The sequence below is a fragment of the Halobacillus seohaensis genome, from assembly GCF_042663045.1.
Lineage (GTDB): Bacteria > Bacillota > Bacilli > Bacillales > Halobacillaceae > Halobacillus_A > Halobacillus_A seohaensis.
The window spans coordinates 348,275-373,619 of sequence record NZ_JBHSZV010000004.1; the positions used below are offsets into that span (position 1 = coordinate 348,275).

General features: G+C 37.1%; 28 protein-coding genes. All 28 read right to left on the bottom strand.

The window, feature by feature from the left end; translation table 11 throughout:
• Positions 1 to 14 precede the first annotated feature (14 nt).
• The 28 genes from ACFQIC_RS02080 to prmA all read right to left on the bottom strand — a co-directional run bounded on the left by ACFQIC_RS02080 (position 15) and on the right by prmA (position 25,255).
• A complete protein-coding gene (locus tag ACFQIC_RS02080) occupies positions 15 to 1,127 on the bottom strand; it encodes a Nif3-like dinuclear metal center hexameric protein (RefSeq protein ID WP_204706795.1) in 1,113 nt (370 codons plus the stop codon).
• Positions 1,127 to 1,846 carry a tRNA (adenine(22)-N(1))-methyltransferase gene (locus ACFQIC_RS02085; protein WP_390216912.1) on the bottom strand — a complete coding sequence of 240 codons (720 nt, stop codon included), beginning with the start codon at positions 1,844 to 1,846 and terminating at the stop codon, positions 1,127 to 1,129. Before ACFQIC_RS02085 ends, ACFQIC_RS02080 begins: the two co-directional genes overlap by 1 nt.
• Before the next feature lie 45 nt (positions 1,847 to 1,891).
• A complete protein-coding gene (gene cccA, locus ACFQIC_RS02090; RefSeq protein WP_204706799.1) occupies positions 1,892 to 2,257 on the bottom strand; it encodes a cytochrome c550 in 366 nt (121 codons plus the stop codon).
• Between the two features lie 104 nt (positions 2,258 to 2,361).
• Positions 2,362 to 2,901 carry a hypothetical protein gene (locus ACFQIC_RS02095; RefSeq protein ID WP_204706802.1) on the bottom strand — a complete coding sequence of 180 codons (540 nt, stop codon included), beginning with the start codon at positions 2,899 to 2,901 and terminating at the stop codon, positions 2,362 to 2,364.
• Between the two features lie 74 nt (positions 2,902 to 2,975).
• Positions 2,976 to 4,103 carry an RNA polymerase sigma factor RpoD gene (rpoD, locus tag ACFQIC_RS02100; RefSeq protein ID WP_204706804.1) on the bottom strand — a complete coding sequence of 376 codons (1,128 nt, stop codon included), beginning with the start codon at positions 4,101 to 4,103 and terminating at the stop codon, positions 2,976 to 2,978.
• 32 nt (positions 4,104 to 4,135) lie between these two features.
• Complete coding sequence (gene dnaG, locus ACFQIC_RS02105) at positions 4,136 to 5,962, bottom strand: DNA primase (protein WP_204706806.1); 1,827 nt, start codon at positions 5,960 to 5,962, stop codon at positions 4,136 to 4,138.
• A gap of 30 nt (positions 5,963 to 5,992) precedes the next feature.
• Positions 5,993 to 6,262, bottom strand: a complete 270-nt coding sequence (locus ACFQIC_RS02110) for a DUF188 domain-containing protein (protein ID WP_390216913.1) — start codon at positions 6,260 to 6,262, stop codon at positions 5,993 to 5,995.
• A 405-nt stretch (positions 6,263 to 6,667) separates the two neighbouring features.
• Positions 6,668 to 7,477, bottom strand: a complete 810-nt coding sequence (locus tag ACFQIC_RS02115) for a pyruvate, water dikinase regulatory protein (RefSeq protein ID WP_204706808.1) — start codon at positions 7,475 to 7,477, stop codon at positions 6,668 to 6,670.
• A 33-nt stretch (positions 7,478 to 7,510) separates the two neighbouring features.
• Entirely contained in the window at positions 7,511 to 8,140 is a 630-nt protein-coding gene (locus ACFQIC_RS02120) for a helix-turn-helix transcriptional regulator (protein WP_204706810.1), read from the bottom strand.
• Between the two features lie 81 nt (positions 8,141 to 8,221).
• Positions 8,222 to 10,306 (bottom strand): glycine--tRNA ligase subunit beta, encoded by a 2,085-nt coding sequence (gene glyS / locus ACFQIC_RS02125; RefSeq protein WP_204706812.1) that lies wholly within the window; start codon positions 10,304 to 10,306, stop codon positions 8,222 to 8,224.
• A complete protein-coding gene (gene glyQ / locus ACFQIC_RS02130) occupies positions 10,299 to 11,186 on the bottom strand; it encodes a glycine--tRNA ligase subunit alpha (protein WP_204706814.1) in 888 nt (295 codons plus the stop codon). Before glyQ ends, glyS begins: the two co-directional genes overlap by 8 nt.
• 266 nt (positions 11,187 to 11,452) lie before the next feature.
• Complete coding sequence (recO, locus tag ACFQIC_RS02135) at positions 11,453 to 12,205, bottom strand: DNA repair protein RecO (protein WP_204706816.1); 753 nt, start codon at positions 12,203 to 12,205, stop codon at positions 11,453 to 11,455.
• A gap of 24 nt (positions 12,206 to 12,229) precedes the next feature.
• Positions 12,230 to 12,397, bottom strand: a complete 168-nt coding sequence (locus ACFQIC_RS02140; protein ID WP_390216914.1) for a YqzL family protein — start codon at positions 12,395 to 12,397, stop codon at positions 12,230 to 12,232.
• Positions 12,398 to 12,467: 70 nt separating this feature from the next.
• The gene (gene era / locus ACFQIC_RS02145) at positions 12,468 to 13,373 is read right to left on the bottom strand and encodes a GTPase Era (protein ID WP_204706820.1); all 906 of its coding nucleotides are present in this window, start codon (positions 13,371 to 13,373) and stop codon (positions 12,468 to 12,470) included.
• 31 nt (positions 13,374 to 13,404) lie between these two features.
• A complete protein-coding gene (locus ACFQIC_RS02150; protein WP_204706822.1) occupies positions 13,405 to 13,785 on the bottom strand; it encodes a diacylglycerol kinase in 381 nt (126 codons plus the stop codon).
• The gene (ybeY, locus tag ACFQIC_RS02155; RefSeq protein ID WP_204707568.1) at positions 13,760 to 14,227 is read right to left on the bottom strand and encodes an rRNA maturation RNase YbeY; all 468 of its coding nucleotides are present in this window, start codon (positions 14,225 to 14,227) and stop codon (positions 13,760 to 13,762) included. Before ybeY ends, ACFQIC_RS02150 begins: the two co-directional genes overlap by 26 nt.
• Positions 14,228 to 14,230: 3 nt before the next feature.
• Entirely contained in the window at positions 14,231 to 16,351 is a 2,121-nt protein-coding gene (locus tag ACFQIC_RS02160) for an HD family phosphohydrolase (RefSeq protein WP_204706824.1), read from the bottom strand.
• 68 nt (positions 16,352 to 16,419) lie between these two features.
• Complete coding sequence (locus ACFQIC_RS02165) at positions 16,420 to 17,379, bottom strand: PhoH family protein (protein ID WP_204706826.1); 960 nt, start codon at positions 17,377 to 17,379, stop codon at positions 16,420 to 16,422.
• 2 nt (positions 17,380 to 17,381) lie between these two features.
• The gene (yqfD, locus tag ACFQIC_RS02170; RefSeq protein ID WP_204706828.1) at positions 17,382 to 18,566 is read right to left on the bottom strand and encodes a sporulation protein YqfD; all 1,185 of its coding nucleotides are present in this window, start codon (positions 18,564 to 18,566) and stop codon (positions 17,382 to 17,384) included.
• Positions 18,566 to 18,865: a sporulation protein YqfC gene (gene yqfC, locus ACFQIC_RS02175; protein WP_204706830.1), complete on the bottom strand. Its 300-nt coding sequence runs from the start codon at positions 18,863 to 18,865 to the stop codon at positions 18,566 to 18,568. Before yqfC ends, yqfD begins: the two co-directional genes overlap by 1 nt.
• Before the next feature lie 69 nt (positions 18,866 to 18,934).
• Positions 18,935 to 19,444, bottom strand: coding sequence for a hypothetical protein (locus ACFQIC_RS02180; RefSeq protein ID WP_204706832.1), 510 nt, complete (start codon positions 19,442 to 19,444; stop codon positions 18,935 to 18,937).
• Between the two features lie 29 nt (positions 19,445 to 19,473).
• On the bottom strand, positions 19,474 to 20,460 hold the full coding sequence (floA, locus tag ACFQIC_RS02185) for a flotillin-like protein FloA (RefSeq protein WP_204706834.1): 987 nt from the start codon (positions 20,458 to 20,460) through the stop codon (positions 19,474 to 19,476).
• Between the two features lie 3 nt (positions 20,461 to 20,463).
• The gene (locus tag ACFQIC_RS02190; RefSeq protein ID WP_204706836.1) at positions 20,464 to 21,807 is read right to left on the bottom strand and encodes an NfeD family protein; all 1,344 of its coding nucleotides are present in this window, start codon (positions 21,805 to 21,807) and stop codon (positions 20,464 to 20,466) included.
• 123 nt (positions 21,808 to 21,930) lie between these two features.
• A complete protein-coding gene (locus ACFQIC_RS02195) occupies positions 21,931 to 22,377 on the bottom strand; it encodes a GatB/YqeY domain-containing protein (protein ID WP_204706838.1) in 447 nt (148 codons plus the stop codon).
• 25 nt (positions 22,378 to 22,402) lie between these two features.
• On the bottom strand, positions 22,403 to 22,576 hold the full coding sequence (gene rpsU, locus ACFQIC_RS02200) for a 30S ribosomal protein S21 (RefSeq protein ID WP_079530318.1): 174 nt from the start codon (positions 22,574 to 22,576) through the stop codon (positions 22,403 to 22,405).
• A gap of 155 nt (positions 22,577 to 22,731) precedes the next feature.
• The gene (gene deoC, locus ACFQIC_RS02205) at positions 22,732 to 23,403 is read right to left on the bottom strand and encodes a deoxyribose-phosphate aldolase (protein ID WP_204706841.1); all 672 of its coding nucleotides are present in this window, start codon (positions 23,401 to 23,403) and stop codon (positions 22,732 to 22,734) included.
• 156 nt (positions 23,404 to 23,559) lie between these two features.
• Complete coding sequence (locus tag ACFQIC_RS02210) at positions 23,560 to 24,309, bottom strand: 16S rRNA (uracil(1498)-N(3))-methyltransferase (protein ID WP_204706843.1); 750 nt, start codon at positions 24,307 to 24,309, stop codon at positions 23,560 to 23,562.
• A gap of 13 nt (positions 24,310 to 24,322) precedes the next feature.
• Complete coding sequence (prmA, locus tag ACFQIC_RS02215; protein WP_204706845.1) at positions 24,323 to 25,255, bottom strand: 50S ribosomal protein L11 methyltransferase; 933 nt, start codon at positions 25,253 to 25,255, stop codon at positions 24,323 to 24,325.
• Positions 25,256 to 25,345 lie beyond the last annotated feature (90 nt).

A 25,345-nucleotide genomic window follows, 5' to 3' on the forward strand; every position in this document is an offset into this window, starting at 1 on the left:
GAATGGCCTTTATTTCATTTGAATCGATACGGCTCTGTATTAGATGCAGAAATTATAAATTTCACATCTGAAGCAAAGGACTCCTCTAATAAATTCTTTATTGCAGGACAGACCACCTTTTCTACATGATGCCCTGGATCAATTATAGCCAAACCATTCTCCATCGCTTCCTGAGCTAAGTGAAAAGTTGTATCTCCTGTAATATAAACATCTGCCTCTTTGCTGAGAGCATCACTCATATACTTCTCTCCACTTCCCCCAAGTAGCGCAACGCTTTGTACATATTTCTGATCGTCACCAACATAGCGAAGCTGAGGTACCGCAAATTTTTCTTTGACTAATTCACACAATTCACCTAGGCGAATTTGATTCTTTAGTCTTCCAATTCTTCCTATACCCATTGATTCTCCTTCGTTTAATAGAGGATATAAATCATATGCTGCTTCTTCATAAGGATGAGCCTCTGTCATTGCATTTAAAACTTTAGAAAGTTTTTCTTTAGGCAGGATCGTTTCGATTCGCTTTTCTTCTACTTTTTCAAGATTACCCTCATTTCCAATAAACGGATTCGTACCTTCCTGAGGCTTAAAGGTCCCTTCTCCTTCTACTTGATAGGTACAATGACTATAATCACCTATATGACCCGCTCCTGCCTCACTTATAGCATTCCTAACAAGATCAGAGTGACTATTTGGAACGTACAACGCAAGTTTGATGAAATTTTCTTTTTCTGTTTCTACTAATGGCGCTGTTTCCTCTATCCCAAGAAGCTCAGTCATCACATCATTTACTCCCCCTCGTGCAACATCTAGATTAGTGTGAGCTGCATATACAGAAATATTGTGTTGGATTAACTTTTGGATGGTACGGCCTTTAGCTGTATCCATATCAATTTGGCTTAGTTTCACAAATAATAAAGGATGGTGGGCAATGATTAAGTCAACATCTTGGCTAATAGCCTCGTCAACCACGTTCTCTAGAACATCTAGGCTTATCATCACCCTTTTTACTGACTGATTATAAGAACCTACTTGCAATCCTACATTATCCCAATCAAAGGCATAATGTGTAGGTGCGATTCTTTCTAATTGGTTTACTAAATCCGCTACTTTCACATCTTTACCCATTAGTTTAATACCTCCTCTATCCATCGAATCTCTCTTTCAAATGCTTTGATTTTTTCTCTATCAGGGTTAGTCGACTGCTGCATTTGTTTAATTATATTTAGTTTTTTATTTTTTGCATCTGTCCATTTCAACTGGAACGCAATACTTTTTTCTTTAAGTAAGTGAGGACCAAGCCACAATTGCTTTTCTAAACTGTTTTCATCATAATTTTCTCTACCATTCCCTTTATCCGCAACTAAAATTTCATAATAATGCCCATTCTCTTCTAGAATGGCTTCCTCTACCAAGTTATAGTCATTTGACATAAACCATTTTCGGATCGCCCGAGCCTCAATATTCGGCTGCACTACAATTCTGGATACACTTGTTAATGACATTTTGCCTTCTTCTAATATATTTGCAATTAAAGGACCACCCATTCCAGCAATAACAACTTGGGCTATTCGATCATCGATTACTTCTAATCCATTACCAAGCTTTACTTCGATTTGTTCTTCTAGCTCGTTCACACAAACTTCTTTCTTAGCACTAAGGTAAGGACCCTCATTTAATTCTCCCGCAATAGCAAAAGACTCAGGATTATCGTGGCACACATAACAAGGCAAATAGGCGTGATCTGACCCTATATCAGCAAAACTAATCGGCTTTTGTAAATAACGTGCTACCGTTTTTAAACGCTTCGATAGTTGTTGACCATTCATGCTTTTCTTTCCTCTCATAAAAAGAAAAGCTTTCTGAAAGTTGCCAGAAAGCTTTCCCTAAATTTATTGATGTTCTTCAGCTAACCACTTTGCTAAAGTTGCAGCATCATCACCGGTGTAGAGTCCTGCCGGCATTGCACCGCCGCCTTTACCATTTTCGATGATATCTTGAATTCCTGCAGCATCATATTTTGATCCAACTTCTTGAAGACTAGGACCGTTTTGCCCTTCTAGGTCTCCACCATGGCAACTTGAACATTGTTGCTGATACATTTCTTCAGGACCTGCTGCTGTTTCCTCAGTTTCTTCTCCGTCTTCTGCATTTTCAATTGCTTGTCTTTCATTAATTCCTACTGATGACACAACAATCATCACTAGAATTCCCAATACAGCAATAATTGCAAAAGGAATCACAGGGTTTCTTCTCATTAGTTGCATCCTCCTTATGTATCCCTTAAAGTTTGATAAATGTCTAACAGACTATATATATTTTACTTGAAAATCTCTTTATAGGAAAGGGAAATCATGAAAACTTACAAAACTATTGTAATCCCGAGAATGACAAGTACTAATAAACTTAAGGCTTGAAGATATCTGTACTGTTTCAACCGACCTAATAAAAACCAAAATATACAATGAGCACCTACTAACACATATACAATAAAATTAGTTGCACCCCAATAACCAGCCACATGAACAGTGAGTAGTAATAATAGAAACAAAAGAATCAGGATTGAAAAGTGAATATATAATTTAATATAGCAAAATACGTATCGATAGGCTATGAAAGCGATGCCAACAAATAACGACAAAAGACCTGTTTGCAATATTATACCCAGTTCAGTAAAATAAATGACAAGAAATGAAAATGGTACCAACATTAGGATAACACTTACATAACCGTATACTAGAGGGTTATTATTTGACTCAATCCGATTAGTCGATGCCTCTTCTGTGATCTCTTCACCTTCTGTATAGAGTGCCAAAAGAAAGTTACAATATTCAGCCGGTAACAATTTATTTTGCTTCCAGTAGTAAATCTCTTTCACTATTATTTCTGTCCGATGGTCCAATGGGCAATCACCTCGAAACAATTGATAAAAATTTAGGGACCTAGTTGGCCCCTAAATTTTACAAAGGTTAAATGTTACTCCATAAAGTCTTTTAATCGTTTGCTTCGACTAGGATGTCTAAGTTTCCTTAATGCTTTTGCTTCGATTTGTCGAATACGTTCACGCGTTACACCAAAAACTTTTCCTACTTCTTCAAGTGTGCGCGTGCGTCCATCATCTAGACCAAAACGCAGTCTCAAAACATTTTCTTCACGATCAGTTAACGTATCTAAGACATCTTCAAGTTGCTCTTTGAGTAATTCATAGGCCGCATGATCGGAAGGAGAAGTAGCTTCTTGATCTTCAATAAAATCACCAAGGTGGGAGTCATCCTCTTCACCAATCGGTGTTTCTAAGGATACAGGCTCTTGAGCAATTTTAAGAATTTCACGAACTTTGTCTGGTGTTAATTCCATATCTTGTGCAATTTCTTCAGGAGTAGGTTCCCGTCCTAAGTCTTGAAGTAATTGTCTTTGTACCCGAATCAGTTTATTGATTGTTTCTACCATATGCACAGGAATTCGTATTGTACGTGCCTGGTCAGCAATCGCACGAGTGATAGCTTGCCTAATCCACCATGTAGCATACGTACTAAATTTATACCCTTTGCGATAGTCAAACTTCTCTACTGCTTTAATAAGTCCCATGTTTCCTTCTTGAATTAAGTCTAAGAATAACATGCCACGGCCAACATACCTTTTAGCAATACTTACAACTAGTCGTAAGTTTGCTTCAGCTAAATCACGCTTTGCTTCCTCTTCGCCTTCTTCAATTCTTTTAGCTAAGCTGATTTCATCTTTAGCGGCAAGTAGATTAACCCGACCAATCTCTTTTAGGTACATACGAACGGGATCGTTAATTTTCACTCCAGGCGGCACACTTAGATCATTTAAGTTAAACTCTTCTTCTTTATTTAATTGTTGCATACTAGGATCTTGATCAGAATCACCAATCACCTCTACACCTTGTTCATTTAGGTGCTCATAGTATTCATCCATTTGATCTGAGTCTAACTCAAAGCTAGAGAGCTTATCAGCTACCTCTTCATAAGCAAGAATCCCTCGCTTCTTACCCATTTCAAGTAACTGTTCTTTTGCTTGCTCTAACGTTAATTCACTTTCATTTTCTTTAGAACGTGATGGCTGTTTTTGCTTGTCCGCCATGAGTCCCCCTCCTTCCAACTATCCATACCAAGTTAATGAGTGTTTTTCAACTCTTTTTTTCGTCTCAAAATTTCCATTGCAATCTCTGCAGCTTTAATTGGATCATCATGCTGTTCTGCTCTTTTTTGTTCTGCTTCTAAGCTTTTTATATCCGTTCGATCCATGCTCTCTATTCGAATTCGATGAATATAGTCTGCTAACTCCTGATCAGTAATCTCTTCTTCTGCGCTAGGTGACATTGTTAATTGTATGACCAAGTTTTTTAATGATTGATCTTCGATGCGTTCAACAAACTGACTAACATCAGGTTGGTGACCATCTTCATAATATGCATATAAGTGCGTTACAATTACTTGATGCTCAGAAATATTAAAAGCGCCACCTAATTCCTCTTGCACTTTATCAGCAATAACTTGATTTTTCAACATAATTGCAATTAACTTTCTTTCCGCATTGTGAAAGGCCGGTAACAGTTTTTGATGTACTGAATGAGACTCAAAGGAACGATTTTGTCTACTGTTATTTTTAGTACCTTGCCCATCTTTTGACGTAACGCGTTTTCTTAAATTTTCAACTTCATCTTTCAGTGTTTCAACTGATATTTGAAAATTAGTAGCTAACTCATTTAAATAGTGTTCTCTTTCAATGGCACGATCTAACTGTGCTACCTCCTGTAATACCTTTTCGATATAAGCAATGCGATCTCCTTCTAATTGCAGATTATAATTTCTGCGAAGGTAATTTATTATAAATGATGTATAAGGATCACTTGCTTCTATAATTTCTTTTTTGAAGCGATCTCCACCAAATTTTTTAATATAATCGTCTGGATCCATACCTTCTGGTAAGCGCGCCACATTTGTTTGGCATCCTGTTCGCTTTAGGATTTTAGCTGCTTTAACTGCCGCGTTTGTCCCTGCTTCATCTCCGTCGTAACAAATAATCACTTGATCAGCATAACGTTTAATTAATTGTGCTTGAACTTCTGAAACGGATGTACCCATTGTGGCCACACCATTTTCAACACCAGCTTGTTCGGCTGAAAAAACATCAGCATAACCTTCAAATAAAAGTAATGTCTTCGTTTTTCGAATAGCTGATCGAGCTAAATAAAAGTTGAACAGCAACTTACCTTTTTGAAAAAGATCTGTTTCAGGGCTATTCAAATATTTGGGTTCCTGCTCACCTAACGATCTACCAGCGAAAGCTACAGTTTTACCAAGATGATTTCGAAGCGGAAATATAATTCTCCCTCGAAATCGATCAAAATATTCTCCTTGATTGTTAACATTTAATAAGCCTGCTTTTACCATGGTTTGTGGATGAAAACCTTTCTTTTCTAAGAAAGTAACAACAAACTCTTGGGATGTTGGAGAGAAGCCTAGTTGATGTTTATAAATTGTTTCTTCTGTGAAGCCACGATCAAGGAGATACTGTAAAGCTTGCTTTCCTTCCTTTGAATGACGCAATAAATGGTTGTATAGCTTAGTCAACCATTCGTGCGCTTCTAAAATACTTTGAGATTCGGGATCTTGTTGTTTAGTAGGTTCTTCGTTAAACTGTTCAGGTAAGGAGTGCCCTGTTCTTTCAGCTGTTTTATGAACAGCTTGAAGGAAATTGTACCCTTCAATTTCCATTAGAAATGTGTAAACATTCCCACCTTTTCCACAACCAAAACAGTGAAAAATCTGTTTATCACTAGAGACTGAAAAAGAAGGAGTATTTTCCCCATGAAAGGGACACAAACCAAAATAATTCCGACCTTGGCGCTTTAATTTAACATATTCACCAACCACATCTGCTATATCCACTGATTTTCTAATCTCATCTACCGTTTCTTCTGGAATGTGTCCAGCCATTTTTATCACCATACCAGTAAATAAAATTTGTTACATTCCCTTTAATTCTTCATGATTTTCTAGTAAGTCAATCAAAGCGCCCGAAAAATTCTTGCGATCTTGACTGGTAAACGCTTTGGGAATTTTCCACTTTCGTTTCCGTTTCATAGTTTGTTGTCGGAGATGCTTCTGATTCATGATATCAGCAGCTTCCCCTTCTTTTATCAGTTTACCTCTTGGGGTAACAACGTAAACCCGTTGTGATGTTAGTAATATAGCCAAAGAATAATCTTGTGTAATTACAATATCTCCAGGTTTCACCTAATTTAAAATAAAAAGATCACTGATTGTGAACTATTATCAAAAAAAATCTAATTTTCCCCATTCAATTCAGGTTTAAAATGATTAACTATGGCAACAAACTTAGGGTCTATATTGAAATTGAAACAAACCAGCAGTGATTCACTTTGAACAGGACAACTATCGGCATTTACCCATATACTTGTATTTATTTTGGTATATTTCAGTATTTCTACAATAATCGTTAGATTCCTGCTCATTTCTTAATGTTTTATTTTTCTGAAAAGTAAATCCCTAAGTATAACAATATGATTATTTTTACACAAATAACAATTATAATACATTGGTTCACAAAAATCTATACTTTTTTTAGTTATTTCCCAAGAAAAGTCGCGCTTTAATTTTGAAAAGCGCGACTTCCCTTATTTAGCTAGGATTTTCCCTCATTTTATTTACTATTACATTAGCAGTTTCCTCAACAGCTTTATGGGACACATCAATGACCTGACATCCAATTCGTTCTACGACTGCATTGAAATGTTCAATTTCTTGTTCAATTCGATCAATATTTGCATAGCTTGCCTCTTCACCTAAACCAAGAGATTTAAGGCGTTCCTTACGTATATCATTCAGCTTCTCAGGACTAATTTTCAAACCAATACATTTACTAGGAGCTACTTTAAATAATTCCTCTGGTGGATCTACTTCTGGAACTATGGGCACATTAGCTACTTTTAACCGCTTGTGGGCTAAGTACTGTGAAAGAGGTGTCTTTGACGTTCTGGATACTCCAATGAGTACAATATCAGCTTTTGTAATTCCTCTTGAATCTCTTCCATCATCATATTTAACTGCAAATTCTATAGCTTCGACTCTCTTAAAATAATCTTCATCCAATTTATGCACTAATCCTGGTTCTAATCGAGGATCGGTTTTGAGGTACCTCTGCATTGCTTCCATCATCGGTCCCATAATATCAATACACTCAAGATTATATTCTTCTGCTCTCTTTAATAAGTATTCTCTGAATTCAGGTATAACAAGGGTGAAACCAATCATTGCATTGTACTCTCTCGCTTGAGCGATTGTTTCGTTTATCGTTCCCCTATCTTCAACATAAGGAATTCTTTGAATTTCAAAAGGTCCATCATCAAATTGACTTAGTGCGGCTTTTACAACAAGTTCCGCTGTTTCGCCTACCGAATCAGAAAGTATATAGATTAAAGGTTTACTCACGGCTTTTCCCCTCTCCTTCTTGAAAGGAACGAATCAGAGATGTTGATCGGTTGCTAACTCAACTAATGCTTTAGTAACGCTGGTTTTTGTTAACCTACCAACAACCTCCAATCCTTTCTCAACTTTTTTTACAACTGGAAGACCATCGATTTGCTTTTCTATCAGTTTTTGTGCTGCATCCAATAAAAGATCATCTTTTTCGCAAATGGAAATATTCGGCATTCTTGTCATAATAATATGAACAGGAACGGAAGTTAAGTCTTGATTCCCAATACTTGCACGAAGCAAATCTTTCCGAGATAGAACTCCAACAAGTAACGCTTTTTCACTTATGACAAAAAGCGTTCCTACATCTTCAAGAAACATTGTACAAATAGCGTCGTAAGCTGAAACATCCTCTTCAACAACTACAGGCAATGCCTGATATTCATAAACTTTGAATTTCTTTAGTTTCTCAGTTAATAGTTCAGACCCCGTTTTTCCTGTATAAAAATATCCCACGCGTGGGCGAGCATCCAAAAATCCAGCCATTGTTAATATAGCCAAGTCTGGCCTCAAGGTAGCCCTAGTTAAACTTAGTTGTTCAGCTATATTTTCCCCTGTTATCGGTCCGTTATCTTTAACAATCTGGATGATATGTTCTTGTCTGTTGGACAGTTCCATTCTTTCACCACCTAATCACCAACTGTGACATACTATTTAACTATTATATCTCATTTATTTTATTAGGTAAAAGAACGGTGCTTAATATTGTTGTTTCCATTGAATAGCATTCAAGTCTGCAAAATCTAATATATCACTAGCGATTTGTGTTAATAGTCCTAAGCGATTGGAACGAACATCATGGTCCTCCGTCATAACCATCGTTTGATCAAAGAAGAAATGAATAGGCTCTGCTAATTGAGATAACAGTTGTAAGGCCACTTCAGGCTTCCCTGATTGTAATAAGGTTTGATATTCCTCATGAATATCTTGATAAACCTGATAAAGATTACTTTCACTTTCATTTTCAAATAAAGAGGGGATAACATGAGTACTTTCAGACTTTTTCGCTAAATTCAACACACGCCCTAATGCTTCATAAACTGTTTTAAATTGTGGATCATTTCGTTTATTTGTTAATAAGTTTGCTTTTATTAAGGTAACAGGAAACGCTTGAATTCCATTAGCTAATACCGCTTCAATAACATCTGGATCTATCCCTTTATCCTTTAATAAATAAGAAGCACGAGTATTAAAAAACTCATGAACATCTTGAGTTATAGATTTTTTTTCGATCGTTGGTAAGTTAAGTTCAAAGTAATAATCAATAACATAATCCACTAATTCTTCTACATTTAAAGACCAGTGGTATTCTTTTAGTATTTGTAATATACCTAGAGACTGCCTTCTTAGACCATAAGGATCTTGGGAGCCGGTTGGTTTATTACCTATAGCAATTGAGCCAACAATAGTATCAAGTTTATCTGCAATACTCACTATGGAACCAATCACTGACTTCGGAAGTTCTCCATGGGCCTGTCGAGGCATATAGTGTTCGTTAATAGCTACCGCAACTTCTTCTTTTTCCCCAAAAATTCTTGCATACTTTTCTCCCATGATCCCTTGGAGTTCTGTAAATTCATCCACCATATGAGTGACTAAGTCAAACTTACTTAACTCTGCTGTTCTAAGCGCCATAATCTGTTCCTGATTGCTTATTTCAAGCTGTTCAGTGATATATTGTGTTAAAGACTTAATTCTTTCTACTTTATCAGCTAACGTACCCAGTTCCACTTGGTATACCATACGTTGAAGTTTTTTTAATTTTTGATCAAGAGAACCGTTTTGATCTTCTTTATAAAAAAATTGTGCATCTGATAGACGAGCTTTTAAAACTTTTTCATTCCCTCGTGAAACGGTCTCTAAGTACTGATCATTTCCGTTACGAACGGCTACAAAATAAGGAAGCAGTTCACCATCCTTTGTACGAACCGGAAAATACCTTTGGTGCTCTTTCATAGATGTTATTAAAGCCTCTTCAGGGACCTCAAGAAACTCTTCACTAAACGTTCCACTAAACACCGTAGGGTATTCTACTAAATGAGTGACTTCATTTAATAACTCACTGTCTTTTAGAATAACCCATCCCTTTAAATCCTCTAAATGGTTTAGTTGTTTTTCAATCATTGACTTACGTTCGTCTTTATTAGCTATAACATATTCACTATTCATAATCTGTTCATAATTTGCCGCACGATCAACAGTTGTTTCTGAACCTAGAAAACGATGGCCATACGTCACATTATTTGTTTGAACATTTTCGATTTCAAATGGAATAACTTCGTTGTCGTATAACGCCACAATCCATCGAATAGGACGAACAAATCGGAGGTTATAGCTACCCCACCGCATATTTTTAGGAAAATTTAAACTTAATAGTACATGTTTGTAATCCCTTAATAATTCACTTGTTTCTTTTCCCTTTATAAACTTTCTAACGTGTACATATTCAACACCTTTGACTTCTTTAAAATAAATATCTTCAACATTTTGTCCTTGCCCTTTAGAAAAGCCAACCGCAGCTTTAGACCATTCACCTTCTTCATTAAGCGCAATTTTCTTTGCAGGTCCTTTTGCTTCTTCTTCAATATCCGGTTGCTTATCTTTCACACCAAAAATTTGTAGAGCCAAACGTCGCGGAGTAGCATACCCTCTAACAGCCTCATAAGGAATACGCTGCTCATCAAGCCACTTTTCTGTATTTGTTTTTAATTGTTCCAACCCGTCATCAATAAATCTAGCAGGTATTTCTTCTAGTCCAAGTTCAAATAAAACTGTTTTACTCATGAGATGACTCCCCTTCCTTAAGCATTGGAAATCCTAACCTTTCTCTTTCCTCAACATAAGCTTTCGCAATGGAGCGAGCAAGGTTTCTTACTCTGGCAATATATCCGGTTCGTTCTGTTACAGAAATCACACCTTTTGCGTCCAATAAATTAAACGTGTGTGAACATTTAAGTACATAATCATAAGCTGGAAAAACAAGACTCTTCTCCATAATTCTTTTTGCTTCATTTTCATAAGTTGTAAATAAATCAAATAGCATATCATCATTCGACTCTTCAAAAGTGTATACTGAATGTTCATACTCTGGTTGTGAGAATATGTCTCCTACCGTAACACCATTGGTCCATTCTAGTTCAAACACATCTTCTTTATCTTGGATATAAGAAGCTAAACGTTCTAAACCGTAAGTAATTTCAGCAGACACAGGACGTGCTTCTAGGCCACCAATTTGCTGGAAATAGGTGAACTGAGTAATTTCCATTCCGTCTAACCAAACTTCCCATCCTAACCCTGCAGCTCCAAGGGTAGGGTTCTCCCAATTATCTTCCACAAATCGAATGTCATGTTTAGCGGGATCAATACCTAAAGCTTTTAAAGAATCCAAATATAACTCCTGAATGTTATTTGGAGAAGGTTTCATAATTACTTGGAATTGATGATGCTGATACAATCGATTAGGGTTTTGACCATAGCGTCCATCTGATGGTCTCCTTGAAGGCTCTACGTAAGCCACATTCCACGGTTCAGGTCCAAGACTTCTTAATAAAGTCATTGGAGACATAGTCCCCGCACCTTTTTCAACGTCATAGGCTTGCATAAGTAAGCAACCTTCGTTGGACCAATGGTTCTGCAAAGTTAATATCATTTCTTGAATGTTCATAAATACCTACCTCCTAGTTAATAAAGCATAAAGAAACCCCGTCTCTATGCCTATAAGACATAGGGACGGGGTTTCCGCGGTTCCACCCTATTTGCTTTCATGATTGAAAGCCACTTTAAACGGATATTGCTCCAGACTGCCTTCATCGCTATATGCCGCTCGAATCCCACCATCACGAGCTCTCTATTAACATATGGAACGATTACTACTTCCCTTCAACACAATCATTATTGGTAAATAAATCTTACTGAATCATTACTCGTTTGTCAATTATTATCCTTAAACAAATCGATCTGTTTAAGAAACTTCTTCGATTTCAAGAAATAGCCCCCATAGCGATCATAATACTCATCCATGAGAAGACGTAATTTATTTTTATTTTCCTCTTTCATAGAAATTTGTCCCAACCTTTTCACATCCATATGTAAAAATAAACGCAATAATTTTGATAAAGGCTCAGTTAAGCCGTAGGAATGTGGGTCTATATGCTTGCAACGAAAACATAAATACCCTCCCTCTGCAACAGAGAAGGCAAATGGTCCCGTTTCGTTTCCACAATTCGTACATGCATCTACTTTAGGAGCGAATCCGGCTTTGCGGTACAATTTCAATTCATACATCATTACTAGTATTTCACAGTCTTTACCTTCATCCATCCAAACCAATGTCTGAAGTAATTGTTCATAAATAAAAGGATCAGGATGTTTTTCATCAATGAGTTTGTCTGATAGTTCAGCTAAATAAGAAGCATATGCTGTCTTGATAATGTCTTCTCTAATCGAGCGAAGAGAGCTGAGCATTTCCCCTTGACTCATCGATCCTAACCCTGATCCAATATGAATCAAAAATTGTCCATGGATAAATGGTTGCGTAATGGAGGACATACGGCTTTTTGGTTTTTTTGCCCCTCTGACCATAACGCCAATTTTCCCTTTTTCTCTAGTTAGTAATGTCACGATCTTATGCGTTTCGCCGTAATCTCTTGTACGGATGACAATGCCTTCTACTTTTTCTAACACAAAGCAATTCACCTGCTCTTGTAATTACGTGGTTGAATCTTCTTGTTCTGTAGCAGATAAAGCGTTATCCTCTTTCGTGTCTCCGTTGTCTTCTAATTCCTTCATTAACAAATAGGTATCTATGTTTCCTGTCTGTCTAAACACATGCCAAGATAGGTCTAGCACAAGAAACACCGCCTTTCTTAGAATCATAAAAGAAATGTAATGATATCCTTAGGTTGCTTCACCTGCTCAAAACGATTAGTTTTAATATTTACCAATCTTAATATTCTTCTTTATTATAGCCAAAATCACTTAGTTGGTTTTGTTTATTTCTCCAATCTTTCTGAACTTTTACCCAAAGTTCTAAATACACTTTGCTGCCCAGTAAGGTTTCTATATCTTTTCTAGCTCGTTGCCCTACTTCTTTGAGCATGCTACCTTGTTTACCGATAATAATCCCTTTCTGAGAGTTCCTTTCAACAATAATAACCGCTTGTATAAACACAGCATTTGAATCTTCCCTTGGCTTTATCGTTTCAATGACAACCGCAATAGAATGAGGGATTTCTTCACGGGTTAAATGTAAAACTTTTTCCCTAATTAGTTCACTTACTATAAATCGCTCTGGATGATCAGTAATTTGATCGTCTGGATAAAATTGCGGACCTTCAGGTAAATGATTTTTCAATACACCCAGTAAATGATTTACATTATTTCCTTCTAAAGCAGAGATAGGAACAATTTCTTCAAAATCTAACATTGTCCTATACTGATCAATTAACTGCAGTAGTTGATCAGGATGCACCTTGTCAATTTTATTCACAATTAGAAATACAGGCTGATTGATGCGCTCCAAACGGTCAATGATAAATTGATCTCCACGTCCATAGCCTTCTTCCGCATTGATCATAAACATAATTGCATCCACTTCATTTAAAGTATTTTCGGCTACTTTAACCATATAATCCCCAAGCTTATGCTTAGGTTTGTGGATTCCAGGAGTATCAATAAAGATCATTTGTACATCTTTTTCTGTTAGGACACCCTGTATTTTGTTCCTTGTTGTTTGTGGTTTATCACTCATAATCGCTATTTTTTCACCAATCACACGGTTCATAAATGTTGATTTTCCTACATTCGGTCGACCAACAATAGCTATGAATCCGGATTTAAATGTTTCTTCCATAATACTTTCCTCCATTAAACATTTTGTACCTTTAAAAAAGAGCAATCAATTTTGGCAAAAAAATCAGGCAACCAATGATGATTGAACTAACAGCAGCTAAAAGAACAGCACCTGCAGCAATATCCTTAATATCTCCTACTATCGAATGCCACTCAGGACTTAAATAATCCATGATCCGCTCAATACTTGAGTTGATCATTTCAAGAGAAATCACTAAGGCCATAATTGTAAAAAGCACAGCCCATTCTACCAAAGAAACGCGGAGAAAAAACCCTAAAATAATTACAATTATGCTCATTGAAAAGTGAGTCTTAAAATTCTTCTCCGTTTGAAAAACATGTTTAACCCCTTGAACGGCGTACTTCAGCCCCATCCATTTCTTATGGTTACGATCTTTGTAATCCGTATTCATGTAAAATTTCCTCTTGGCGAGAAAACATTTTCTTCTCATCCTCTTTGTTTGAATGATCATACCCAAGTAAATGAAGAAAACCATGTAAGGCTAAGAAGCCAAATTCCCTTTCCAATGAATGATCATATTCCTTAGCCTGGGCATTCGCCATATCAACTGAAATTATGATATCTCCTAATAATACAGGCAAATCCTCATTAAGAACTTCAACTTCGCCTTCACCTAATTCTTGCATAGCAAAGGAGATAACGTCAGTCGCCTGATCCTTTTGACGATAATTTCGGTTTAATTCTTGAATTTCTTTATTATCAACAAATGATATAGAAAGCTCAGCTTCAGCTGGAACTTCCTCTTTTGTTGCTGCAAATTGGATGATACGTTCTACTAGATCAACAAACGCTTCGTCAACAGAATTTGTCTCATCATGAAAATCGACGTGAATCATTTATTTTGCCTCCTTCACGGAATTGTTTTGGTTTTGGTTTGGATATTGTATTCTAGAATGAAATATACCTTGTAAGGTTTCACAAATCGCATGTTCTAGTTTGTTCAATTCATTAAACGTTAAACTACAATCATCTAATTGACCATCTAACATTCGATCTTCAATAATGGAATGGACGATACCTTTGATCTTTTCATGAGTCGGATGATCCAAAGATCTAACAGCTGCTTCAATGGAGTCACAAATACAGACAATCGCAGCCTCTTTCGTTTGTGGTTTGGGACCTGGATACCGAAAGAAGCCTTCATCTACATCCTTACCCTTTTCTTTTGCTTGATAAAAGAAATATTTTAATAAAGTTGTTCCATGGTGCTGCTTAGCGATATCTATTATCTCTTTAGGCAACTTCTCCTTTTCCAAAACTTCCGCTCCATCATAGGGATGGTTAATTATTATCTTAGCACTTTGTTCAGGCTTTAGAAAATCGTGAGGGTTTTTTATTCCCATTTGATTTTCTATAAAATAGTGAGGTTGAACGGTTTTTCCTAAGTCGTGGTAATAAGCCGCAACCCGTGCTAGTAAACCTCTAGCACCAATAGCTTCACAAGCCGATTCACTTAAGTTGGCCACCATTACGCTGTGATGGTAAGTACCAGGCGCTTCCGTCAGTATCTTCCTCAGCAATTTATGATTGGGATTTGATAATGCTATCAGTTTACTGTCTGATAATATGTCAAATAATGTTTCTATTAGTGGAAGTAAGCCAAAGGTCAGAATAACGGATAATAAAGCGCTAATCAACCCGTAACCGGCATATTCAAACCAATCTAACCAGCTATACTTTTCAAATGAAAGGAATACTATAAAGCTTAGGGTCATACAATTTACTAAAGCAATTCCTATTCCAGTTTTAGCGATGAATGGACGATCGCTCGTATTCCACAGAAAAAACAGACCTGCCAATTGAGAAAACAACACATAAATTCCTGCGTGGGCATTTAATGACCCAGCTACCCCACCATTGAATAAAAACATTGCCATTAGCGCAAAAATAATACTCATAAGAATGGCAAAACGTTCGTTACACAATAGTTTAATTAACATAGCTCCCATCGCTACAGGCATAATGTAATAAAGCGATTCATTCGTTAGTGAATACAGACTAATTCCCTTCATTAGACACATAATTAGCACGGAAATAAGCACAACAACGGACACATGACGGTTCGTATGATTTTCCTCAAGTACCATCTTTTGAAAATGATAAAACAAGACTGCTGACAACAGAAGAGAAAATAAGGCCAATCCTAAATATGGCATGACATTTCTTTCATCATTCAATAACCCTACGAGTTCAAGCTCATCATAAATATCACTTGTGATGGTTAATCCTTCTGAAACGATGACTTCACCTGCTTGGATCATATCAGGTTGGACAAGTTCTGCGGCATTATTACGGGCGCTATCTGTGGCTTCCGCATCAAACAATGCATTTTCAACTAAAGCAAATTTACCTAGTTCTGTCGTCTCTTCCTTTAAGCGTTCTGCTATAGATGAGTAACGAACTTTTAATTGAAAGGTCTGCTCAGCATCCTCTAGATCCGTTGTACGGATGCCTTCCTTAAAGTAAGATTCCAGAGAGTTAAGTAATAATCCCTTGGTCTGTTCTAATTCTTCGTCCGATACATTAATAAATGGATGGAATATTTCTATAGGTAAGTTGTCTGTTATGGATTCTGATAACAACGAGTCAAGCTGGTTTAACTTTTCATCTGTAGAAAGACTGTTAGATTCTGACCGGCTTACCTCCTCTACAGCCTCAAACACTTCTTGTACATATCCCATTCTTTCTTCTGAAATCGAAGTTGATATTTGATATCGATCTTCCACAGACTGAGTAGCTTCTCTTACTCTTTGTTCTGTTTTTTTCTCATTTTCTATCGTTATTGGTGAACGGATTGTTTCATTAGCTACACTAAATTTTTCTAAATTATAAGTTTCAGTATGTACATTTGTAAAACTTAACAAGAAAAATAAACACGCAAGAAAAAAAGATGCGATTCCAATATTAACCCACTTATTATAAGGTATTACAAATCGTTTTTTTAGGTCTTGAAACACGCAATCACCCCTGCATTACATATTATTCCATGTAAAGATAGTAATAAAGGCCCTTATTACGGGCCTTATCATGAATTTTTTTCGTAGGCATCAATGATACGTTGTACCAGGGGATGTCGTACAACATCAGTCTGGTCAAGGTGAATAAATGAAGAACCTTTAACATTATTTAATTTTTGTTCAGCTGCTTTTAATCCAGAAGTCATTCCTTTAGGAAGGTCAACTTGCGTAACGTCCCCAGTAATGATCATTTTTGATCCAAAACCTAATCGAGTCAAAAACATTTTCATTTGTTCAGGGGTAGTATTTTGCGCTTCATCCAAAATGGCAAAAGCGTCATCAAGAGTTCGCCCTCTCATATAAGCTAGGGGAGCTATCTCAATTGTTCCTCGGTCAATTAACCTTGTTGTATGCTCTGCTCCAAAAACATCATGTAGTGAATCGTATAGAGGTCTTAGATATGGATCGACCTTCTCCTTTAGATCTCCAGGTAAGAAACCAAGACTTTCACCAGCTTCTACAGCTGGACGTGTTAATATTATACGCTTAACCTCACCGTTTTTTAGTGCGTTTACAGCCATAACGACAGCGAGATATGTTTTCCCTGTACCTGCTGGACCAATTCCGAAGACCAGATCATGATTTTTAATTGCGGCTACATAGTTTCTTTGTCCTAATGTTTTTACTCGAACAGATTTACCTTTTGCATTTTTCGTAATTTCATCTTCAAATAAAGCTTCAAATTGATTTATTTTACCCTTTTTTGCAAGTTCGACTGCGTAAACTACATCACGCTCCGTTATAGATAAACCCTTTCTAATAATTGCTAATATGGATAACAAAACATCTTCAACCAATTGAACATGTTCCGCCTCACCAGAAACATTTACTTGTTCACCTCGAGAAATGATAGTGACCTTTAGCTGTTCCTCAATTCGCTTCAAATGACGATCTTCTGTACCAAATAATGAAAGAGCCTCTGTTGGATTATTTAATTGTATGTCGATTGTCTTTAGGTTTCCTTGCATACTCAATCTCCTTGGGAAACATACTTAGTTTCTGCTATATTTTCTTGAATTTTAAATAATAGGATTAATTTTACTTTACCATTCTCCTCACGCTGGTGCAAAATTTTTCCCTCTATAATTTTTGCACCTTCTTCTAACTGAAGTAGAAGTGAATTTTGTGCTGTTTCAGTTGCTACTTTAATCGAGTCTTTCTTAGATAATGAATCTCCCAGAATATCTTTTGAAAAGAATGTGTTTTTTTGCATACTTATGGGAGTTTCCCATCCAAACAGATGAAAGGATTGGTCATAGGATTCCACTCGCTCTTCCTTTTCATTCTTTCTCCAAAAGCCCCATACCGGAATTTTAAATTTGTGTAGCAAAAGCGAGTAAGAGGATGAAGAGTTTCCATCTGTTAATACTTGATTAGACTGAGTTTCAGCATCAATCTCTACTCGGTACCACGTTTCAGCTATTACTTCTCCGACAGACTCAATGTACTCTCCACTGTCCTCTTTTAATTCACCAGTAGCAAGGAGTTCACCTTTCTTTACTACATCATTAACTTCAACTAAGGGACGTCCCTTTGAGATAAACATTTTAGTCACCAGTCCCTTTTTCGTCGCAACAATATCAGAAGGCTGAGCTTCTTCTTCTTCATCATAATTAGTCTGCATAACTCCGTAAAGCTGATAACTTGTCCCTTGTTTCTTAACACCTACCCAAAGTAAGTCTGGTATATCTTCCAGTAATAGCCGTTGTACTTCTCTAGGTTGTTTCATTGAAAAAGTCATCGAGCCTGGCTGTATACCATAGGATATTAATCGACTCTCCACGCGGGCCTCAAGTTCTTTATCTAAACCATCGATTTTAATCGACCATAACGTATTTGCCAATAAAAAAACCGCGAGTAAACTGCAAAAAAATGCTATCCATACAGCCGTCTTCTTTTTCATTCTATTAAAAGCAAAGGGAAAGCCTTTTGTTGTCAAAATTTTTATTTTGCACTTGTGACTTTTCCTCAGTTTTCTAAATGTAGGCCAATCTTGTAACCGAAGGGACATGTGAACGTATTGCTCGTCAAAATATTTGACATTGAATAAGTAACAACCTTCCTTCACACAGTTTTGCATAAATGATTCGATATTTGGTCCAGTTACTCTCACTGTAATGAATCCATTTACCATAGTTATTTGATTTTTCGCCATTACACCCCCCCTCCCTTTTCATCATTTATGAAGTCAATGGAAAGTAGCTGTCCCTCCAGTAGCAATTCTTGTTTTAACATCATTTTAATTCGTAAGTCTTTACCTTTTATAGACAACTGTCCACTTCGGTATTGAACCCGAACTTCTACATCTGAAAAGTGTAATAAACCTGTACAATTTTCTATGTATGCGTGGATTGATCCTATTGTTGTTACTCTTGGAAGGTCGAGCATCACATCGGCTGGTAGGTCAAAATATTGGCTCACCCAATTACGCAATTGATTTTGCCATTTTGTCATGTGGCTCCCCCCTTACCTTATACATACGAAAAACGCACGAATTGTATCACTACAATTCGTGCGTTTCTTTTATCTTTTTCTAGGATGGGAGCTATGAGGCTTGTATGCACGCGGTTGCCCTAGGATTTCGGACATAATAATACCATCAGCTAATCTGCTCCTACTCCACTTATTTGAGTAAACTATTGAAGAATTTTTTTTATTGGATCCTTCTTGAACGAACACTTCCAATTCATTAGGATCAGAATCCGTATTCTCATCAAATGTGAGGGATTTTTGATCTCGATTGGCTTGATAATCTTGTAAATCATCCAAACGCTTCTGTTTTTGTTCATAATAGTCGTCAACGCGATTATTAGTTTTACTAGCAACCTCTCCACCTCTAGCTAACTCTTTTTCAGGTACCTGAGGTCTCTGATTTCTTTGACCAGAAGGAGTAGCTGTTGGCTTCGGTTGATTAGGACGGTTTTGTTTTTCCGTTTCCTTTTTATTCATACTTGAAAACCAGCTAATCAGTCCACCGATAATCGCAGCTACAATCAAGAAGTTACTGAATATTAATTCCAATAGATCATTCATAAGAATTCTCCTTTACATCGGTAGGAAAATTACTGCTCGTCATTATCTTTATCAGACATATCACCTAATGTTTGTCTCATGTCTGTGTCGGCGTTAATATTTTGATAATTCATATAGTCCATAACACCCATCTTACCTGAACGAAGAGCTTCAGCAAGTGCTTGTGGTACTTCAGCTTCAGCTTCAACAACTTTAGCTTGCATCTCTTGGACGCGAGCTCGCATTTCTTGCTCTTGTGCAATAGCCATTGCACGACGTTCCTCAGCTTTCGCTTGAGCAATACTTTTATCCGCTTCTGCTTGGTCCGTTTGCAGAATCGCACCAATGTTTTTACCAATATCAATATCAGCAATATCAATTGAGAGGATTTCAAACGCAGTACCTGCATCTAACCCCTTACCTAATACGTTTTGAGAGATCATATCTGGATTCTCAAGTACTTTATTGTGATTTTTACTAGAACCAATCGTAGATACAATCCCTTCCCCTACACGGGCAATCACTGTATCTTCACCAGCACCACCAACGAGTCGGTCAATGTTGGCACGAACGGTTATTCGAGCTTTTGCTTTAACTTCAATACCATCCATCGCTACACCTGCAATAAATGGGGTTTCAATCACTTTAGGATTAACACTCATCTGCACAGCTTCTAAAACGTCACGACCAGCTAAATCAATAGCAGCCGCTCTTTCGAATGGTAACTCAATGTTCGCACGCTGAGCAGCGATGAGGGCATTCACAACTCGGTCCACGTTACCACCGGCCAAATAGTGACTCTCGAGCTGATTCGTGTCTACATTCACACCGGCTTTGTGCGCCTTAATTAACGGGTTAATAACCCGTGAAGGTATTACCCTCCTCAGTCGCATCCCGATAAGCGTAAGAATGCTTATTTTTACTCCTGCAGCCAATGCGCTAATCCATAGCATGACTGGAATAAACGTAAATAGTACAGCTAATACAATAATGATGATACCAATGATAATAATCGGCATTAGTTCTTGGATTGTCATCTTTTATTCCTCCTTTAAATTTTCTTGCGCACGTACCACGATTCTTGAACCTTCTGTTTTAATAATTTTCACACGTTGATTCACCCCGATAAAGCTTCCTTCCGACACAACATCTAGTCTTTCATCATCAAAAACAGCCGTACCCGAGGGTCGTAATGGTGTTAGAGACTCTCCCTCAAGTCCAATTAATTCTAATCGAGTGACTGAAGATACATAGCCTTTCTCTGAAGAGGTTGAATCATTTAGAATCACCTTTTTAAAAAATCCTCTATTTATCCCTATCGTTTTAAATAATATGACAGAAACAACAATGGTAACAATCAGAGCAATTCCTATACTCATTGCCATTTGCCCCATATCCGCCGAGGAAAGCATTAGTGATGTTACAATAGCAACGATTCCAACAATCCCCAGAAATCCGCTAGTTACAAAAAATTCAGTGACAATTAATCCAACACCTAAAACAAGCAAAATAATTGCTTCATACCCTGCTAATCCAGCCACTATGTGTCCATAGAAGAACAGAACTAAGGATGTTAAGCCCATAATTCCAGGAATACCAAAACCAGGGGAATACAACTCGACGACAAGACCTAAACTTGCCACTGATAATAGAATGGGGATGACGACAGGATCTGTTAAGAACCGAGCAAAGTTTTCTGCTGGTGTTGGGTTAGTTTCAACAATCTTTGCCTCGGATAGACCAATTTCACTTAGTAATTCCACTCGGTCTTGGACAATACCTTCTGAATATCCAACTTCTAAAGCTTCAGATGGACTTAGAGTTAGAAATTGCCCTTCCGCAGCTCCATAATCGGGTAAGTCTATGCTGCTGTCTGCCATCGCACGAGCATAAATAGGATTGCGATCATTAGAGTCTGCTGCAGCAACCATCGAGGAAATCCACGCTGACTGCGCTTTCTTATCAGCAGCAGTACCATCAGAATTAATAACTCCAGACGATCCAATAGTAGCCTGTTGCTTCATGTAAATTTGATCAGCGTTTAGCGCTATATATGAACCAGCTGAATATGCTTGACTTGTAATGTAAGCAGTATTTGGAATGTCGAGATCTTGCAGCAGTTCCCCAATATCTCCAGCAGCATCCACTCTTCCACCAGGAGTGTCAATTTCAAATATGATATGGTCAGATCCACTTTCAATGGCTTCGCTCGTTGTACGTTCAAGGAAAGCGGTCAGCCCTCTTTCTACTGTACTTTCAACAGGAATAACATATACTTGATCTCCTTCACCCTCAGCACTTGCTGTCGTTAGTAATTGAGACAGAGATAATCCAGCTGCTAGCAAAACAATCATGCTAAGTATGGAAAGCCGAAAGAATTTCATTAATCATCCACCCCCCTCATTCTATCTTATCCGTCGAATACTATCTATACGTTTTCATTATAAATTAAGTTTCATAAAAATCAAAAAGGTCTCTCTTTTTAAAAAAAGAGAGACCTTTAACAATTATGACAATTGTTTAAGTACGAACTGATTCACCTTAGACCCGTCTGCTTTGCCTTTCACTTTAGGCATTACAACACTCATGACTTTACCCATATCGGCTTTAGATGATGCTCCTACTTCTTTGATGGTGTTCTGAACAACCTGCTCAAGTTCTTGTTCAGATAGCTGTTGAGGCATATATACTTGTAAAATCTCAATTTCTTGATTAAGTTCTTCTACAAGATCTTCGCGTCCAGCTTCTTTAAACTCGTGGAGGGAATCTTTTCTTTGTTTTACCTCTCGAGATAAAACAGTAAGTTCTTCTTCTTCAGATAGTTCATCTTTTCCCAGTTTGATAGCTTCATTCTGCAAAGAAGCTTTGACCATTCGAATAACAGAAAGAGTTTTCTTCTCTCTTGCTTTCATCGCTGTCTTCATATCCTGGTTCAGACGTTCTGTAATAGTCATCTACTTACACCCTCTTTAAACTCACTTACTTGCGCTTTCTAGCGGCCTCAGACTTTTTCTTGCGGCGTACGCTAGGCTTATCGTAGTATTCACGCTTACGATATTCAGATAATGCACCGCTTTTCGATACATCGCGCTTGAAGCGACGAAGAGCATCTTCAAGAGACTCGTTTTTACGAACGCGAGTTGTTTTTGACATGCTATTTCCCTCCCTCCGAAGCAAAAAGACTGTTTCTTTAATGTATGAGAACCCCCCATACCTTCGATAATTATATTATACTGAGGAGGTATGGTCAACTTTTTTTGCCATATTGTTTTTATATTGAAGATTATTAATACATCATCAGTAAGATATTAATAGTCCGAAGTGCCTTGTTCCCCATTAATAATAGCTATTCCAGCACTTGCTCCAATGCGGGTTGCTCCAGCTTCAATGATTGCTTTTGCTCCCTTATAATCTCTTATACCACCAGAAGCCTTCACTCCAAGATCCGGTCCAACAACTTTACGCATTAAACTAATGTCTTCAACGGTTGCTCCTCCACCAGAAAATCCAGTTGATGTTTTAACAAAATCAGCACCACCTAATTTTGTAAGTTCTGAAGCTGTTGTTTTTTCTTCCTCAGAAAGTAAAGAAGTTTCAATGATTACTTTAACTAAAGCTTTACTTTTAGCTTCGTTTACAACTGACTCAATATCCTTTTTAACAAAATCAGTATTTCCAGACTTTAATTCTCCCACATTAATTACCATGTCCACTTCTGTCGCGCCATTCTCTATCGCTTGACGAGTTTCAAAAACTTTAGTTTCAGTTGTAGTTGCACCTAAAGGAAAACCTATCACTGTACAAACTTTAACATCTGTACCTTCAAGCAATTCTTTGCAATAGCTTACCCAGTAGGGATTCACACAAACTGACATGAAATTATACTCTCGAGCTTCTTTACAAATTTCTTCAATTTTTGCTTTCGTAGTGTCTGGTTTTAATTGTGTATGATCAATCAGTTTCGCCAAATTTTGTTCCATAGGATATCTTCCTTTCAATTGGTTGTTCGTACATCTATTGTATCATAGCATGGGCTATTTCAAAATGCGAGGTTGTTCACCTATGGCTCTTGCTAAGCTGAAGTTTCTTATTTTTCCCGCATTTCACTGGCTGATTAACACATAACTGATCGGTTATTACTTTTCTTCAAATTCATAGGAAATTGCGGATAAAAAATAAAGCGGAGCTGTTTCCATACGTAAAATTCGAGGACCTAAACGAACCGGCTTAAATTCATACGATTGGAAGTTTTCTGCCTCTTTTTCTGAAAACCCACCTTCTGGACCAAAGGCTATCACAGCGGATTGCCCATCTTTAATGGTCGATAATTCAACATTAAGAGGCTGACCTCTACCGTAACGAGCCTCGTTTTCAAAAGCCATTAATTTTCTATCAAATGATTTTAAGTTGTTAATTTCACTTAAAGTCAATGGAGGATGAATGGTTGGTATTTTTACTCTTTCGGATTGTTCGCTAGCTTCCTTAGCGATTTTTCTTAAACGTTGCAGTTTTTTGTCAACTTTTTTATGATCCCATTTTGCAACAGAACGATCTGCTTGATAAGGAATGAAGGCACACGCACCTAGTTCTGTACCTTTTTGTACCACTTGTTCTAATTTATCACCTTTTCCGATGCTTTGAACAATGGTCACATCAATAGGTAATTCAACTTTTTCTTCAACCCATTGAATAACTTCACACTTAATGCGATCAGAAGATTCCCAAACTTTAATACAACAAATAGCCGCACCTAGATTAGGATGTACAGCTATTAACGTGTCTCCTTCTTTCATGCGCATGACGTTTGTCATATGGTGAACGTCATCACCTATAATATAAACATTAGCCTGATCCCAATTAGAATCACTTACAAAATAGCGTTGCACTCTATATCACACCTTATTTTTTAGCGATTACGGAAACCCAGTCTTCCATTGTATTTGTTTCTACAATTTCAAATCCTGCCTGCTTTAGTCGATCAAGTACGAGCTCTTTTTTACCAGAAATAATACCTGAAGTTATAAAGTATCCGTCTTTATTTAGAAGCTTATAGGCATCATCAACAAATTGGACAATAATTTCAGCTAATATATTAGAAACGATTAAGTCTGGCTTTATTTCTATGTCGTTTAATAAATTGTTCTTTTTCGATGTAATTTGATTTTCAACTTGATTGAGCTCAGCATTAATTATCGTACTTTTCACAGCAACATCATCTAGATCAAAAGCATGTACGTGTTCAGCCCCTAGAAGTACAGCAGCCACACTTAAAATTCCTGATCCAGAACCAACATCAAATACGAGATCATCCTTTTCTAAATATTGTTCTAATGCTTGCATACTTAACACTGTTGTCGGATGAGTGCCTGTCCCAAATGCCATACCAGGATCCATTTCGATAATAAGTTCATCGCTAGAGACTACTTTATAGTCTTCCCATGTGGGGATAATTGTAATTCGCTCTGAAATTTTGACTGGTTTATAGTATTTTTTCCATGCTGTAGCCCAATCTTCTTCCTGAATTTCACTTAGAGAAACATTATTATTACCGATGTCGATATTATAAAGTTCTAAGTTAGTTACGGATTGTTTTATCGACTCAACGGCTTCTCCTAAAAAGCTATTCATTTGTAAGTAAGCTTTGACGTAGACACCTTCTTCAGGGTAATCTTTTGGGTTTAATTCATAAATTTCTCCCAGTCCTGTTTCTTCTTTAATCATATCTCTAGGATCCTCAATAACCACTCCGCTTGCGCCCGCTTCATGCAAAATATTTGAAACTGGTTCAACCGCTTCATTAGTTGTGTGAATGCATATTTCCGACCACTTCATAATAGGACCAACTCACTTTTTTAAAATGGATTATTAATAAATTAAGAGAGTGTCTAGATCTTAGACACCGGGAACCCCCGAAAAATCTAT